General features: G+C 58.7%; 20 protein-coding genes and 1 riboswitch. Of the genes, 7 read left to right on the forward strand and 13 right to left on the reverse strand.

Features of this window, described 5'->3' with window-relative positions; translation table 11 throughout:
* Positions 1-43: 43 nt before the first annotated feature.
* Positions 44-1,045 carry a magnesium transporter gene (locus tag ACMGG5_RS14295; protein ID WP_420278041.1) on the reverse strand — a complete coding sequence of 334 codons (1,002 nt, stop codon included), beginning with the start codon at positions 1,043-1,045 and terminating at the stop codon, positions 44-46.
* A gap of 60 nt (positions 1,046-1,105) precedes the next feature.
* Positions 1,106-1,275, reverse strand: a riboswitch (M-box (ykoK) riboswitch).
* 160 nt (positions 1,276-1,435) lie between these two features.
* Here ACMGG5_RS14295 and ACMGG5_RS14300 point away from each other — a divergent pair.
* A complete protein-coding gene (locus ACMGG5_RS14300; RefSeq protein ID WP_420278042.1) occupies positions 1,436-1,939 on the forward strand; it encodes a DedA family protein in 504 nt (167 codons plus the stop codon).
* Position 1,940: 1 nt separating this feature from the next.
* On the opposite strand, the gene ACMGG5_RS14305 is transcribed toward ACMGG5_RS14300, so the two are convergent.
* Positions 1,941-2,690, reverse strand: a complete 750-nt coding sequence (locus ACMGG5_RS14305) for an SDR family oxidoreductase (protein ID WP_264439121.1) — start codon at positions 2,688-2,690, stop codon at positions 1,941-1,943.
* A gap of 100 nt (positions 2,691-2,790) precedes the next feature.
* Between ACMGG5_RS14305 and ACMGG5_RS14310 the strand changes: the two genes are divergently transcribed.
* Complete coding sequence (locus ACMGG5_RS14310; RefSeq protein ID WP_024909625.1) at positions 2,791-3,150, forward strand: winged helix-turn-helix transcriptional regulator; 360 nt, start codon at positions 2,791-2,793, stop codon at positions 3,148-3,150.
* A 1-nt stretch (position 3,151) separates the two neighbouring features.
* Here ACMGG5_RS14310 and ACMGG5_RS14315 read toward each other — a convergent pair whose 3' ends face one another.
* Together ACMGG5_RS14315 and ACMGG5_RS14320 are read right to left on the reverse strand one after the other, a co-directional pair.
* Complete coding sequence (locus ACMGG5_RS14315; protein ID WP_208763743.1) at positions 3,152-3,946, reverse strand: SDR family NAD(P)-dependent oxidoreductase; 795 nt, start codon at positions 3,944-3,946, stop codon at positions 3,152-3,154.
* 125 nt (positions 3,947-4,071) lie between these two features.
* Positions 4,072-4,515 carry a winged helix-turn-helix transcriptional regulator gene (locus ACMGG5_RS14320; protein WP_032648983.1) on the reverse strand — a complete coding sequence of 148 codons (444 nt, stop codon included), beginning with the start codon at positions 4,513-4,515 and terminating at the stop codon, positions 4,072-4,074.
* 152 nt (positions 4,516-4,667) lie between these two features.
* Between ACMGG5_RS14320 and agp the strand changes: the two genes are divergently transcribed.
* The gene (gene agp / locus ACMGG5_RS14325; RefSeq protein ID WP_420278043.1) at positions 4,668-5,909 is read left to right on the forward strand and encodes a bifunctional glucose-1-phosphatase/inositol phosphatase; all 1,242 of its coding nucleotides are present in this window, start codon (positions 4,668-4,670) and stop codon (positions 5,907-5,909) included.
* Positions 5,910-5,944: 35 nt separating this feature from the next.
* Here the strand turns inward: agp and ACMGG5_RS14330 are convergent, their stop codons facing one another.
* Positions 5,945-6,172 carry a YccJ family protein gene (locus ACMGG5_RS14330; RefSeq protein WP_008499832.1) on the reverse strand — a complete coding sequence of 76 codons (228 nt, stop codon included), beginning with the start codon at positions 6,170-6,172 and terminating at the stop codon, positions 5,945-5,947.
* Between the two features lie 20 nt (positions 6,173-6,192).
* Positions 6,193-6,789 carry an NAD(P)H:quinone oxidoreductase gene (gene wrbA, locus ACMGG5_RS14335; protein WP_024909629.1) on the reverse strand — a complete coding sequence of 199 codons (597 nt, stop codon included), beginning with the start codon at positions 6,787-6,789 and terminating at the stop codon, positions 6,193-6,195.
* 391 nt (positions 6,790-7,180) lie between these two features.
* Between wrbA and ACMGG5_RS14340 the strand changes: the two genes are divergently transcribed.
* The 4 genes from ACMGG5_RS14340 (at position 7,181) to ACMGG5_RS14355 (ending at position 9,247) form a co-directional block, all read left to right on the forward strand.
* The gene (locus ACMGG5_RS14340; RefSeq protein ID WP_024909630.1) at positions 7,181-7,354 is read left to right on the forward strand and encodes a general stress protein; all 174 of its coding nucleotides are present in this window, start codon (positions 7,181-7,183) and stop codon (positions 7,352-7,354) included.
* Between the two features lie 116 nt (positions 7,355-7,470).
* On the forward strand, positions 7,471-8,388 hold the full coding sequence (locus ACMGG5_RS14345; RefSeq protein WP_420278044.1) for a DMT family transporter: 918 nt from the start codon (positions 7,471-7,473) through the stop codon (positions 8,386-8,388).
* 61 nt (positions 8,389-8,449) lie between these two features.
* Positions 8,450-8,719: a DUF1778 domain-containing protein gene (locus ACMGG5_RS14350; RefSeq protein ID WP_008499829.1), complete on the forward strand. Its 270-nt coding sequence runs from the start codon at positions 8,450-8,452 to the stop codon at positions 8,717-8,719.
* A gap of 6 nt (positions 8,720-8,725) precedes the next feature.
* Positions 8,726-9,247 (forward strand): GNAT family N-acetyltransferase, encoded by a 522-nt coding sequence (locus ACMGG5_RS14355; RefSeq protein ID WP_024909632.1) that lies wholly within the window; start codon positions 8,726-8,728, stop codon positions 9,245-9,247.
* 73 nt (positions 9,248-9,320) lie between these two features.
* Here ACMGG5_RS14355 and rutG read toward each other — a convergent pair whose 3' ends face one another.
* From rutG to rutA, 7 genes are read right to left on the reverse strand one after another with little or no spacing between them, the layout of a single operon-like run.
* Positions 9,321-10,643, reverse strand: a complete 1,323-nt coding sequence (gene rutG, locus ACMGG5_RS14360) for a pyrimidine utilization transport protein G (protein WP_248273024.1) — start codon at positions 10,641-10,643, stop codon at positions 9,321-9,323.
* Between the two features lie 21 nt (positions 10,644-10,664).
* Entirely contained in the window at positions 10,665-11,159 is a 495-nt protein-coding gene (rutF, locus tag ACMGG5_RS14365; RefSeq protein ID WP_023327078.1) for an NADH-dependent FMN reductase RutF, read from the reverse strand.
* Between the two features lie 9 nt (positions 11,160-11,168).
* Complete coding sequence (locus ACMGG5_RS14370; RefSeq protein WP_048989850.1) at positions 11,169-11,759, reverse strand: malonic semialdehyde reductase; 591 nt, start codon at positions 11,757-11,759, stop codon at positions 11,169-11,171.
* Positions 11,760-11,768: 9 nt separating this feature from the next.
* Positions 11,769-12,569, reverse strand: coding sequence for a pyrimidine utilization protein D (gene rutD / locus ACMGG5_RS14375; protein WP_420278045.1), 801 nt, complete (start codon positions 12,567-12,569; stop codon positions 11,769-11,771).
* 7 nt (positions 12,570-12,576) lie between these two features.
* Complete coding sequence (rutC, locus tag ACMGG5_RS14380) at positions 12,577-12,963, reverse strand: pyrimidine utilization protein C (protein WP_008499822.1); 387 nt, start codon at positions 12,961-12,963, stop codon at positions 12,577-12,579.
* 11 nt (positions 12,964-12,974) lie between these two features.
* A complete protein-coding gene (gene rutB, locus ACMGG5_RS14385) occupies positions 12,975-13,664 on the reverse strand; it encodes a pyrimidine utilization protein B (RefSeq protein WP_048989847.1) in 690 nt (229 codons plus the stop codon).
* A complete protein-coding gene (gene rutA, locus ACMGG5_RS14390; RefSeq protein WP_420278046.1) occupies positions 13,664-14,755 on the reverse strand; it encodes a pyrimidine utilization protein A in 1,092 nt (363 codons plus the stop codon). Before rutA ends, rutB begins: the two co-directional genes overlap by 1 nt.
* Between the last annotated feature and the right edge of the window lie 221 nt (positions 14,756-14,976).

The following is a 14,976-nucleotide window of genomic DNA, read 5'->3' on the forward strand; positions in this document are numbered from 1 at the left end:
TTGTAGGCCGGGTAAGCGGTAGCGCCACCCGGCAAAGTCCGCGTTACTCCAGCCCCAGCGTATATTGCGCGATCTTAAAGTAGATAATCAGCCCGGTACCGTCGATCAGCGTCGCGATAAACGGCGCGGAGACGACCGCCGGGTCAATGCCGCAGCGCTTGAGCACCATCGGAATGACGGACGACACAATCGCACTCCAGAGCGTAATGCACACCAGCGTCAGGCTGACGATAAGCGTGATTTCCAGCCCAATCCCCATCATCCAGGCGCGAATGCACCCGGCAATACCGAGCGTGGCGGCAATCATCAGCGAGGTGGTCATCTCTTTACGCAGCACGCGGCCAACGTCGCGCAGACGGACTTCCCCCAGCGCCATGGCGCGCACCAGGGTGGAGGTGATCTGCGTCCCGCTGTTGCCGCCCGTGCCGATCAGCAGCGGAATAAAAAACGCCAGCGCGATGGCGGACTCCAGCGCCTCTTCAAAATGCTGGATCACCGAGCTGGTGTAGGCCTCCGCGACAAACAGCAGCAGCAGCCAGACGGAGCGTTTTTTCCACAGGCTATACGGGCTGGTGTCCAGATAGGGCTTCTCCAGCGGCAGCGTCGCCCCCTGAAGCTGAGCATCCTCGGTGACGTCATCTTCCAGCAGATGGGCGATTTCGCGCTCGGTCAGACAGCCGACGAGCTTGCCGTGGGTGACCACGGGCACCACGTCCGCGCCGCCGTGCGCCAGCAGTCCGGCTACGTCGGCACGTTCATCCTCCGGTTTGACCTGCAAAAACTGCGAAATCATCAGCGATTTCACCGGCTGTACCGTGTCGGCGGTCTGCAGCAATTTACGCACGGCAATCATGCCCGCCAGGCGGCCATTGTCTTCAATAAAAATATGAGACGGAATATCGTCGTCTTTTAATTTTTCGAAGAATTGCTCGCGCGCCAGCGCCACGCATAATGCAATATCGAGGACAATAAAATCGGTATTCATATATTGCGCGATCGCGCTGTCATTCAATGCCAGGTTTTGGTTGTGAATAGCGTAAGACATAGTGAATTCCCTTTGAATAATAAAATCTCTCAGGGGCGAGCAAGACAGGGCATGTCGAAGAGGAGATCCCCACGTCCTGGGTTCAGCACTGTACACCGTATCCCGTGAGGGAAGTTATACTGACAAAGCCTTGATTCGACAGTGCCTGTTTTACCCTGTGTCGATTCTCTCGAACCTACCAGAGCGATAACGTGTATTTGTACAGGAGCCTCGCCATAACGAGATCGTTGAAAAACGAGGGAAATAATACGCTTATTTGATATTGCCGCTCGGGAAATTAAATAATGTTTAAGAACGGTTTAGGAGAATCTTATTTAATAAAGCGTTGATGGTTTATTTAAGGTCATTCATTTCTAATGGAGGATTATATAATCAACGGAGGAGAAGCAAATGGCGTGGTTTGATAATCTGCTGAATCATTTTGCGCTGTATCCGGCACATCTGTTCGCGCTGTTATTTATGATGGCGCTGGGCAAGTCGACGGTGCTGATCTCCTCCGTGCTGCCGCCCGCCTCGGTGATGCTGCTGGCGGGCATGACCGTCAGCCAGGCGAGCATGCATCCTGCGCTGGCGTGGCTGGCCGTGGTGTTGGGGGCAACGGCGGGCTCGGTGCTGAACTACCATATCGGCCAGCTGATGGGGCACACCCGGCTGGTCACGCGTTTTACCTCAAAGCATGCCGACAAGTTCTTGCGGGTACAGCATCAGCTGCAAAAGAACGGTGTCATCGTGCTCTTTACGTCGCGATTTCTGGCGGTGTTGCGTTACATCGTCCCGCTGGCGGCGGGGATGCTCAGGCTGAATGCAGCAAAGGTCTACGCCGTCAGCCTGATTTCCGCCTGCGTATGGGCGGCGCTGTATGTCGGCATCGTCACCGGCATCAGCGCCTTTTGAGTTACAAACTCCCCATGCCGCCGTCCACCAGCAGCTCCGTTCCTACCGTGTAGCTCGACTCGTCGGACGCCAGATAGAGCGCGGCTTTTGCCAGCTCCGTCGTCGAGCCCATTCTGCCGAGCGGCACCAGCTTGATGATGTCCGCCATCATCGCGTTAAGCGCCTCGTCGCTTAAGCCCGTTTTGGTAAAGGCCGGGGTTTCCACCGGGCCGGGGCTCAGGCCGTTGACGCGGATCCCGCGCGGCAGCAGCTCCGCCGACAGCGTACGCGCCAGCGACAGCAGGGCGGCCTTGCTCGCGGCATACACGCTGCTGGTGGGCAGGCCGATGCGCGCGCTCACGGAGCCGCAGAGGATCACCGACGACGGGTTATTCAGCAGCGGCAGCAGCGCCTGAATTAAAAAGAACGGTCCCTTCAGGTTGATGCCCATCAGGCGATCCCACGCATCCTCCTGCCAGGCTTCCAGCGGCGCGTGCGTTACGTCGCCGGCGTTGAGAAACACCGCGTCGAGGCGCGGCCAGCGGGCGGCGAGGGTTTCCGCCAGCGCTTTCTGCGACGCGATATCGCCCGCATCGGTTGGGATCACCCAGGCCTTATCGCCCAGAATGCGCTCTGCTTCGGCGAGGGTGTCCGGGTTGCGTCCGGTCACGGCGACGCGCGCCCCTTCGGCGATAAACGCCTGCGCGGTGGCAAGACCGATGCCGCTGGTGCCGCCGGTAATCAACGTATACTTATCGGTTAAACGACCCATGTTCTTCTCCTGAAATGTCTCTGGAGAAAGCACTATAGAAACGTTAGTATCGAAAGGAAACCAGGTACCAAATGGATACTAAAGAGGCAAGAGGTGTGCTATGGCAGAAATGCTGGAGGAGTGCTGTGAAAAAAAATCTGAGGCGTATACCTGCCCGATGACGCAGTTTGTAAACCTGATTTCCGGTAAATGGGCGATCCCCATTCTCTATCGCCTGATTGTCTTCAATACGCCCGTACGCTTTGGAGACCTGCTGCGGGCGGCTGCCCCCATCACCCAGAAAGAGCTAACGAAGCAGCTGCGCCTGTTTGAACAGCGCGGGCTGGTGACGCGGACGGTCTACCCGGAGATCCCGCCGCGCGTGGAGTATCAGATCACCGGGCTGGGGTTAACCCTGCAGGACGCACTCTCGCCGCTGGCCGCCTGGATGAGCGAGTACGGCGACCAGCTTCAGCGTTAGGCTACTGTTTTACGTAGCGCGGTGCCGGAATGCCGGTGCGTGCGCTGCTAAACAGCTCAAGGCGCGCCGCTTCGTAGCGCTCCCACAGGCCTGCATCATGCATCGGCGGGATGGTGATCGGTTCACCCTGATCCAGACCCGCCAGCGACGCATCCACCATATCGTCGGTGGTCATTACCGAACCTTCCGGCAGATCGTCCACCGTGACGCCTGAATGGCTCCAGATCTCCGTTGCGGTGGCGGCGGGCAGCACGGCCTGAATACGCACGCTGCTGTCGGCAAATTCTTCCTGTAACCCACGGGTAAAGCTCAGTACCCACGCCTTGGTGGCGCTGTAGAGGGCGCTGCCCGCCCGGACGTGCAGGGCCAGCACGGACGCGATATTGATCAGCGTGCCGCGGTTATTCTGCGCCAGACGGGGCAGGATGGCGTAGGTCAGACGCATCAGCGCCGTGGTGTTCAGGGTGTTAATGGCCTGATGCTGCGCTATCTCGCCCGCGAGGAACGGTGCCATTTGCGCGGTGCCCGCGTTGTTGATGAGCGTATCAATGGCGGCATTGCTGCGCAGTTCTTCTTCCACGGCGCGGATCCCGGCTTCATCGGTAAGATCGGCCACCAGAATATCGACGGCCACGCCATAGCGCGCGCGCAGGTCGGCGGCGAGGGTTTTCAGGCGATCTTCGCGGCGAGCGACCAGCACCAGGTTGGCACCGCGCGCGGCAAGACGATCGGCATAAACGGCGCCAATCCCGGAGGAGGCACCCGTGATCAGGGCGGTGGTGATTTGCGTAGTCATCGTGTGTTACCTCAAAGCAAAGTGGGTTATTTGGTTTCAAGATGAAACTGAATTAACTCTCTGCTATTTGGTTTTATAATGCAACCATATTGGCGATCATTTTGTGCTTTTGCCGTCGGGAACGGTCAGGAGGGGAGTTTAGCCACTATCTCTTCAGGCGTCAGTTCGCGCCCATCGTCGGCGATAAGCGCCAGTTTGCGCAGGGGTTTGCGCTGTTCGGAATCGACCAGCACGGTGCCGCATTCGTTTTCAGCAAACAAAAATTCATTCCCCCACTGGGACAGGGCAACCAGCACGGTTTGCAGGGCGCGTCCCTTTTCGGTCAGGACATACTCCTGCCAGGCGCTGCCGTCGGAGGCGGGCTGAAGCCGGAGAATGCCTTCGTCTACCAGCAGCTTGAGCCGCGTGGTCAGCATGTTTTTCGCGATACCGAGGCTTTTCTGGAACTCGCCGAAGCGTTTAATCCCGCGCAGCGCGTCGCGAACAATCAGCAGCGACCACCAGTCGCCGATGATATCCAGCGAACGGGCGACGGGGCAGGTGCTCTCTTCGAGGCGGGTACGTTTCACGATCAATTCTCCGGTAGGGTATGGTTTTATTATAAAACTAATTGGCACACACCGTAAGCACGTTAATCATCAGTTTGAGAAATGCTTCCCGGAAAATTGTGACGAATCTGTCACACTGAGCGCGACATTTTAAAACGAGTGAGGAATTAGGGATGAGAAAAGCACTACTCGCGCTGGCAGTCGCCGGTTCCATTTCAGCAACGTTTGGCGTGCAGGCGCAAGAGACGCCGGAAGGGTATCAGCTGGAGCAAGTTTTAATCATGAGTCGCCATAACCTGCGCGCGCCGCTCGCCAACAACGGCAGCGTGCTGGAGCAGTCCACGCCGAAACAGTGGCCGGAATGGGAAGTACCGGGCGGCCAGCTCACCACCAAAGGCGGCGTGCTGGAAGTGTATATGGGTCACTACATGCGCGAGTGGCTGGCGCAGCAGAGGATGGTGAAGACGGGAGAATGTCCAGCGGCGGATAGCGTTTACGCTTATGCCAACAGCCTGCAGCGTACCGTCGCGACCGCACAGTTCTTCATTACCGGCGCGTTCCCGGGCTGCGACGTTCCCGTGCACCATCAGGAAAAAATGGGCACCATGGATCCGACCTTCAATCCGGTGATTACCGATAACTCACCTGAATTCCGCGAAAAAGCGCTGAAGGCGATGGAGGCCGAGCGGCAGAAAATGCAGCTCGCAGACAGCTACAAGCTGCTGGAGCAGATGACAAACTACGCCGATTCGCCGTCGTGCAAGGAGAAAAAAGTCTGCTCGCTGGCGGATGCGAAAGATACCTTCAGCGCCGACTATGAAAAAGAGCCTGGCGTATCCGGGCCGCTGAAGGTGGGCAACTCGCTGGTGGATGCGTTCACGCTGCAGTATTACGAAGGCTTTCCGGCCGACCAGGTGGCCTGGGGCGAAATCAAGACCGACCAGCAGTGGCGCGTGCTGTCGAAGCTGAAGAACGGCTATCAGGATTCGCTGTTTACCTCCACCGAGGTGGCGCAAAACGTGGCGAAGCCGCTGGTGAAGTATATCGATAATACCCTGGTCACCGACCAGGCGAAAGCGCCGAAAATCACCCTGCTGGTGGGGCATGATTCGAACATTGCTTCCCTGCTCACCGCCCTGGATTTCAAACCCTATCAGCTGCACGACCAGCAGGAGCGCACCCCGATTGGCGGCAAAATTGTCTTCCAGCGCTGGCACGACAAAAATGCCAACCAGGAGCTGATGAAAATTGAGTATGTCTACCAGAGCTCAGAGCAGCTGCGTAACGCCAGCGTGCTGTCGCTGCAGTCTCCGGCGCAGCGCGTGACGCTGGAGCTGAAGGGCTGCCCGGTGGATGCGAACGGCTTCTGTCCTGTCGACAAATTCAATGCGGTGATGAATAACGCGGCGAAATAAAAGAGAACCCCCCGCGTGATGGCGGGGGGAAACGCTTAGACGTTTTTACGTTCGATGGTTTGCTCGCCCCAGAAGAGCGAGTCTTTGTCCGTTTTTTCGAAGGCGCGCACCAGCACCTCATCGTTACCTTCCTCCCAAATCTGCTCGGCCAGCTTTTCATCGTACTTCGCGACTTCAAAGATAGCTTCGGCAATCTCCGGAGAGGTGTTGCGTAAACTTGCCCATTCGCCCACGTGGTGAGCTTTGGATTCTTGAGTTGGCATGCTTGTCCTCCTGTTGGGTGTTAGCCGTTCAGTTTTTTGGCCAGACCCGCGACATATTCACCCTGATAGCGGGCGATAGACAGTTCTTCATTGCTTGGCTGACGTGAGCCATCCCCACCGGCAATGGTGGTTGCGCCGTACGGCGTACCGCCGCGCACCTGGGAAACGTCAAACAGCTCCTGTGCGCCGTAGCCAATCGGCACAATCACCATCCCGTGATGAGCAAGGGTAGTCCAGGTTGAGGTAATCGTCTGCTCCTGGCCGCCGCCGGTCCCGGTAGAGCTGAATACACTCGCGAGTTTGCCGTAAAGCGCCCCGGATGCCCAAAGTCCGCCGGTTTGATCGAGGAAGGTGCGCATCTGGCCCGACATATTGCCGAAGCGGGTCGGGGTGCCGAAGATAATGGCATCATAATCCGCCAGCTCCTGCGGGGTGGCGACCGGGGCGTTTTGTGTTTTACCCCCGGCTTTCAGGAAGGCTTCCGCCTGCATGGTTTCCGGTACGCGTTTGACCACAACCTCAACGCCATCAACCCTGTTTGCACCTTCTGCTACCGCGTGAGCCATGGTTTCAATGTGTCCATACATGGAATAATAGAGCACCAGAACTTTTGCCATTTTGCATCACTCCTCGTTGGTTTTTCTGACAGCGGATCGCTGCGTTCTTTTAAAGATATGTCATCACAGCCAGACTGCAAAAATGAACGCCATTTATTTGATTTATAACAACATGCGTAGAAAAATGACTTTGTAGCAAAATGATACAACTTTCCCGGTGCGGATTTTTAAAATGATAAGAAAGGTTTATGCATTCCCGTCGCGTCATCTCACCCGAAAGACTGAGTTCATGTTGCAGAATATTACCTGCGGCTTGCCGGATAGCGGCATTCCACTAAGCTTAGTTTCACGCGGCACAGATAAAGGCACTGTCCTTGTGTTGCGAGGTGAAAGAATCCTCTTTTACTGAATGCAATATGATGTCTAATGTTTCACATTCTGGAGGTTAGAGATGGCAAACCATCGTGGTGGTTCAGGTAATTTCGCAGAAGACCGTGAAAGAGCATCAGAAGCAGGCCGTAAAGGTGGCCAGCATAGCGGGGGCAACTTCAAGAATGACCCGCAACGCGCATCTGAAGCTGGCAAGAAAGGGGGTAAAAACAGCCACGGCAGCAGCAGTAAGTAACACGCCGGGTTGAACCCCTGCCGCCGGGATCTCCCGGCGGTTTTTTATTTCTGCAACATTGAACTGTAACCAAAGGCAACGCACACTACAGAATTGTTCTCACTTGCTGGTGCCGCATGTCTGTCTCACGCTTTAAATTCTCCGTAAAACCGCAGGAAGCCATCCTCATTCTCATCACCATGTTCTGGGGCGGGACGTTTCTGGCCGTTCAGTACGCGGTGACCCTCAGCGATCCGTTCTTCTTCGTTGGCCTGCGCTTTGCGACGGCGGCGCTTGCCGTAGGGCTGATTTCGCTTAACACGCTGCGGGGTCTGACGCTCAAAGAGCTGAAGGCCGGCGTGGCCATTGGTGTCGCGATAGCGATGGGCTACAGCCTGCAGACGTGGGGATTGCAGACCATCTCCAGCAGCAAATCCGCGTTTATCACCGCGATGTACGTGCCGCTGGTGCCGCTATTGCAGTGGCTGTGCCTGGGGCGGCTGCCCGGTCTGATGTCCTGTATTGGCATCGTGCTGGCGTTTATCGGTCTGATTTTGCTGGCCGGGCCGGAAAACAACCTCCTGGCGCTGGGGCCGGGCGAGATCATCACCCTCGTCGGGGCGGTTGCGATTGCGGCGGAAATTATCCTGATCAGCGCCTGGGCGGGCAAGGTGGACGTCAAGCGGGTGACGGTGGTGCAGCTCGCCACGGCCTCGCTGGTGGCCTTTGCGACGATGGTTCCGGCTGGCGAGTCCATACCGCCGATGTCCACCGGTCTGGTGGTGGTCGCACTGGGGCTGGGTATCTTCAGCGCCATTATCCAGGTCACCATGAACTGGGCGCAGCGCAGCGTATCGCCAACCCGCGCGACGGTGATTTATACCGGTGAACCGGTCTGGGCGGGCATTTTCGGGCGACTGGCCGGGGAACGTCTGCCGCTGCTGGCCCTGGTGGGGGCGGCATTTATTGTCGCCGGGGTGTTGGTGAGCGAGTTGAAGCTCAGAAAACGTCGGAGCCAGGTGAGCGATATGACAGCTCAAGAAGGTTTAGATTGAAAAAATAGACGGGTTTATCTACGATGTGTACGGATAATTACCGTACACGATGAAGTAAATCATGCCAGCACTTAAAAAACAGCGTATCGATCTTCGCTTAACGGACGAAGACAAAACAATGATTGAAGAAGCGGCGGCGATGACGAACCAAACGATCACCCAGTTTATGGTGAACAGTGCGTCAGAGCGCGCTGCGGAGGTCATCGAACAGCATCGGCGTCTCGTCTTAAACGAAGCATCATGGAATGCGGTGATGGATGCCATCGACAATCCGCCAGAGCCAAATGAACGCCTGAAGCGAGCGGCAAAACGTCTTCGAAACATGGAGTGAAGCGTCGTGGACAATCTCACGGTCGAAATGTTTTCAGAGGGAAAAGATTATGATTTCAGGGATTTCGATTGTGGTGAACCCTCGCTAAATGTCTTCCTCACAGAACATCTGGTGCGTCAGCACAATGGGCGTATTTTACGAGGCTATCTGCTTAAAGAGCGCGATCGTCCGCGAGTCCTGGGCTATTACACGTTGTCTGGGAGCTGTTTTGAAAAAGCGATGCTGCCTTCTAAGACTCAGCAGCGTCGGATCCCTTATAGCAACGTACCGAGCGTAACGCTGGGACGTCTGGCGATACATAAAGACCTGCAGGGACAGGAGTGGGGAACGACGCTCGTCACGCATGCCATGCGGGTTGTCTATCTGGCATCGCAGGCGGTGGGCGTACACGGAATATTTGTTGATGCACTCAATGACCGGGCAAAACGATTTTATCTGAAGCAGGGTTTTATTCCGCTGACGGGTGAAAACAGCCATTCTCTTTTCTTTCCTACAAAATCTATCGAACGACTGTTTGAGCAGGCGTGATTTCCTGACATTAGGGTGTTCTTACGGAACGTAAAGGTCGGGTAAGGCATAGCCTTCACCCGACATTGAGATTTCACGAATCCTGACGCACCACCTCGCCCTGCGGCGCAGCAGCCATCCGGCGGCTCAGCAGGGCGTTAAGCAGGATCGCGCCGAAGGTCGCCGTGCCAATCCCGCCGATCGTAAAGCCGCCCAGCGTCAGGGCAAAATCGCCCGCGCCCAGCACCAGCGTGACCGCCACCATAATCAGGTTGCCGTTCTGGCTGAGATCGACCCGATGCTGCACCCAGATGCGCGCGCCGGCCACGGCGATCAGCCCAAACACCACGATTGAGGCCCCGCCGATAACCGGTGACGGAATGGTGTGGATCAGCGCGCCGAATTTCGGTGAGAAGCCGAGCAGCATCGCCATCACCGCCGCCGCCACGAAGACCAGCGTCGAGTAGACTTTGGTCACCGCCATTACGCCGATGTTTTCGGCATAGGTGGTGACGCCGCTGCCGCCCACGGAACCGGAGAGCATGGTTGCCAGCCCGTCACCGACGAACGCGCGGCCCATGTACGGATCCATGCTGCGCCCGGTCATTCCCGCGACCGCCTTCAGGTGACCTAAGTTCTCTGCCACCAGGATTACCGCCACCGGGGCGATAAGCATCATCGCCTGAGCGTTAAAGGTGGGCGAGGTCACTTTCGGCAGGCCGAACCAGGCGGCCTGATGCAGCAGGGTAAAATCAACCGGCTTGCCGAGACCAAAAACGTTCGCCAGCAGGGCATACACCAGACAGGCAACAATCAGCCCGACCAGAATCAGCAGCCGCTGGATCATGCCTCGCGTGAACACCGCCACCAGGCCGATACACAGCACGGTGATCACCGCCATCCAGCTTTCAAACGGCGAGGCGGAGACGCTCCTGACCGCAATCGGGGCGAGGTTCAGGCCAATCGCCATCACCACGGCGCCCGTTACGACCGGGGGCATCATGCGCTCGATCCAGCGCGTGCCGATCTTCATCACCACCAGACCAATCAGGGTATACACCAGACCGCAGGCGATGATGCCGCCGAGGGCCACGCTCAGGTTGGGGTTGATCCCCTGGCCGTTAAACCCGGTGGTGGCGATAACCACGCCGACAAAGGCGGCGCTGGATCCCAGATAGCTGGGCACGCGCCCGCCGGTGACAAAAAAGAACAGCAGGGTGCCGATACCCGACATCAGAATAGAGAGGTTGGGATCGAGCCCCATCAGCATCGGCATCAGCACCGTGGCGCCAAACATCGCAACCGCGTGCTGGACGCCCATCACCATCGTCTGCCCGAGCGGGAGGCGTTCATCCGGTGCGACCACGCCTGCTTCTGTGGAGGTCGATTTCAACTGCCAGTGGGGAAATCCGAACATGGTCTATCTCCTTAGAGCGGGTTAACAGGCGGGGCGCATAAGCGCGTGGTAGCCGCGGTCAAACCACACCAGCCCTTGCGGCGCGGGGTGGCGAATAATCGAAACAATGTCGCAAAACAGAATGTCATGGGTACCGACGCTCACCACCTGGCTGATGCGGCAGTCAAACGAGGCCAGCGCATCCTCCAGACGCGGGCAGCCGGTGTCGCCCGTCTGCCAGCGGGCGGCGGCGAAGCGTTCTTCCATCGGCGTTTTGCCGCCAAACAGGTTTGAGAGCGGCTCCTGCCCGGCGCTCAGGGTATTCACGCACAGCGTGCGGTTTTCGCTGAACGTCGGCCAGACGGACGCGCCGCGGTTCAGGCACACCAGCAGGGTGGGCGGGGAATCCGTGACGCTGCACACCGCGCTGGCGGTGAAGCCTGCCATCCCCGCGGGACCGTCGGTGGTGATGATATTCACCGCCGCGCCGACGCAGGCCATGGCGTCGCGAAAGGTTTGTTTATCCGGTGTCGTCATCATCGCTCCTTACGCCAGCCCGCAGGCATCGTCGAAGGTCAGGCGCGGCAGGCGGCCGTAAAGTTTGCCCGGGTCGCCGTAGCCAATGTTGATCAGCAGATTGCTTTTAAGCGTCGTGCCGGTGAAAAAGGCCTCGTCGACCTTTTGTCGGTCAAAGCCCGACATCGGGCCGGTGTCCAGCCCCAGCGCGCGACAGGCGAAAATCAGGTAGCCGGCCTGCAGCGAGCTGTTGCGAAAAGCCGTCTCTTCCGCCAGCGCGGGGCTTGCGGTAAACCAGCTTCTGGCATCGCCGTGCGGGAACAGTTCAGGCAGGCGCTCGTAGAATTCACTGTCCCAGGCCACAATCGCCGTGACCGGGGCGGTGAGCGTTTTCTCCAGGTTGCCGCTGGAGAGCGCCGGGCGCAGCTTCTCTTTTCCCTCCGCGCTTCGCACAAACACAATGCGCGCCGGGGAGCAGTTGGCGGAGGTTGGCCCCCATTTCATCAGGTCGTAGATTTCGCGCAGCGTCTCGTCGCTGACGGCAATATCCTGCCAGCCGTTATGGGTGCGGGCGCCGGTGAACAGCGTTTCCAGCGCGGTGGGATTAATGGCTTCGCTCATTACAGCTCCTTATAAAGCGTGTTCATGACTGTGCAGCAGGCTGGCCAGCCCGTTCAGCAGCAGGGTGTTAAAGGTGTCCGGCTCGGTGACGTTGCAGGCATGTCCGCCCTGGCGCATCACCGCGCTGTGGCTGTGCGGGATCGCTGCCTGCAGCTCAGACGAGCAGACAGAGGGCACCAGCATGTCGTCGGCGGAACAGATGATCTGTACCGGGCAGCGGATGCGTGCGGCGTGGCGGCTAAAGTCGGCCTTTTTCAGGGCGCTAAGCCGGTGCAGCAGGTTGGTTTTTCCCTGAAAGTGGGCCAGCGCCAGTGCCTCTTCGGCCTCGAGACGGGGGGCGCGAGCGGCCATCCAGTCTGCCGGGTAGAGAAACAGCGGCTGCGCCTCAACCCACGCCTGCGGGCCACCGTAATGCAGCAGGCGCTCGCGGATCTGAAAGCAGCGACGGGTGTGGGCGTTGAGGGTCAGCCAGCCGTTGACGCACACCAGCGCGGTGAGGGCGTCGGGCCTGTCGAGGGCCAGCTGCAGGCCGACCAGCGCCCCCAGCGCGTGGCCGACGATGCTGTAGCGCGCGATCCCGGCCTCAGACAGCGCCTGGGCCAGTTCGTCCGCCATCTGTGCCAGGCTGTAGCCTTCCGGCAGGGCGTCGGGGTTATTGCCCGTTCCGCGCTGGTCATAGCACACCACCTGATACTCCGGTTCCAGCGCGGCCAGCTGGGGCAGCCAGTAGCTGCCGCTGCCGCCGAGACCGGCTATAAGGACCACCACGGGCGCCCCCTCATACGGGGGCGGTGAGACGGAGAGTTTCATGGCTGCCTCACTTCGCGATGTGCGCAACGGTGGCGATTTCAACCAGCGCGTCCGGCTTCACCAGCCCGCACTGAATGCAGAACCGGGCCGGCTTATCGCCGGGGAAGAACTCCGCGTAGATTTCATTAATCGCGGCGTAGTTTTTCCAGTCGGTGATAAAGATGCTGTTGAAGGTCACATCCTCCATCGTGCCACCCGCCGTTTCGATCACGGTTTTGATCGTCTCCAGCACGTGGCGGGTTTGCGCCTTTGGGTCGTTGATAAACACCACGTTGTTGTCTTTATCAAACGGCAGCGTGCCGGAGACATACACCACGCCGTCGGCAAGGGTGCCGGGGACAAACGGGGCGATGGGCGTGCTGGTGCCCGGCGGGATGATTACGGATTTCGGCATCGTGTGTCTCCTCAGGCGATACGGGCGAGCGGGGGATTCAGGGCATCGCAAAACTCGGCGACGCTGCTGACCCAGCCAAAAAAGGTTTCGATATTGAACAGGGCCGCCTTCTGGGCAAATTCCGGCCCGGCCTGATGGGTCGCGTCTTCCAGCACCACGCCGAAATACTCGAGGAAAAAGCCGTCGCGCAGGGTCGACTCCACGCAGACGTTGGTGGCAATGCCGGTGAACACCAGGTGGCGAATGCCCCGGCTTCGCAGCAGGCTGTCGAGCGGGGTGTTGAAAAAGCCGCTGTAGCGCGGTTTCGGCAGGACAATATCACCCGCCTGCGGGACCAGCTCATCCACCAGCTGATAATCCCAGCCGCCCTTCGCCAGCAGTTTGCCCTGCAGCTCGGGCCGTTTACGCATGGTTTTCAGGGCGTTCGACTTGTGGAAGTTGGGCGAGCCGGGGCCGCCTGCCTCAACGTACTGGTCGTCCCAGCCGTTCTGGAACCAGATAATGAGCATCCCCGCGGCGCGCGCGGCGGCGACGGCGGTTTTAATGTTCTCAATCACCGGCCGGGTGGCGGAGACGTCGAACCCCGCCAGATCCAGATAACCGCCCTGGCTGGCGTAGGCGTTTTGCATATCCACCACGATCAGCGCGCTCTGCTGCGGCGCAAAGGTGATGGCTTCCGGACGTGCGTTAAGGGTTGTCATTACGCCACCTCCTTCGTGACGGCAGGGATGTGGGCTCGGCACTGCATCAGCGGCTGGATGCGCTCGCCGAAGGTTTCCACGCCGGTGAGGAAGTCATCGAAGGTCAGCAGGACGCCTTCCGCCCCGGGAACGGCCGCCACTTCATCGAGCATTCTGGCAACGCTGGCGTACGAGCCGACCAGGGTGCCCATGTTGATATTGACGGCGGAGGTCGGGTCGGCCATCTGACGAACGTTGGTGTCCGCGCCGGAGCGGGTATCCTTCTGGCTCTGCTCGGTGAGCCAGCTCAGGGCTTCCTCGTCGGCGCCGTCCTTATAGCGCTCCCATTTCGCGCGCGCCGCGTCGTCGGTTTCGTCGGCAATCACCATAAACAGCACGTAGGAGCCCACGTCGCGCCCGGTTTTGTCGGCGGCTTCTTTCATGCGCGCGGCGGTCGGGGCGAAGGCGGCAGGCGTGTTCACACCTTTACCGAAGCAGAAGTTAAAGTCGGCGTATTTCGCCGAGAATTCCATTCCCGCGTCGCTCTGCCCTGCGCAAATCACCTTCATCGGCACCGACGGCTGCGGGCTGACGCGGCAGTCGTTCATGGTGAAGAAGTCACCCTTGAAATCGCTTTTGCCGGTACCCCACAGATCGCGCAGGACCTGCACGTACTCGGTCAGGTAGTCGTAGCGACGCGAGAAGTAATCGTCCCCCGGCCAGAGCCCCATCTGCTCGTACTCCGGTTTTTGCCAGCCCGTGACCAGGTTGACGCCAAAGCGCCCGCCGGAGATGGAGTCGATGGTGGAGGCCATGCGCGCCACGATCGCCGGGGGCAGGGTGAGCGTGGCGGCGGTGGCGTAGATTTGGATCCGCGAGGTGACTGCGGCCAGCCCGGCCATCAGGGTGAAGGACTCCAGGTTGTAGTCCCAGAATTCGGTTTTGCCGCCGAAGCCGCGCAGCTTGATCATCGAAAGCGCAAAGTCGAAATGGTAGTGCTCCGCTTTCTGCACGATGGCTTTATTCAGCTCAAAGGTCGGCATGTATTGCGGTGCAGTGGTCGAGATAAGCCAGCCGTTGTTGCCGATGGGTACAAATACGCCAATTTTCATCACGAACCTCTCTTCATTACGTCGCAGGTGTAACGGTGTTTTTGCAAAGGCAGTGCCAGTTTTGAAAATGGCTGTGTTATTAATGTGTTAATAAGAAGTTGGTGGATTGATGCGGCTAAATGTGGACTAACTGGTCAAAAACATTGCACAGAAAACAGGCATTCATGCGCGATCGGAGTGCAGGATGTCGTGGCGAGACGGGGGTTTTGCTATGCTGAGGG

The sequence above is a fragment of the Enterobacter sp. BNK-34 genome (genome assembly GCF_048684445.1).
Classification (GTDB): domain Bacteria; phylum Pseudomonadota; class Gammaproteobacteria; order Enterobacterales; family Enterobacteriaceae; genus Enterobacter; species Enterobacter pseudoroggenkampii.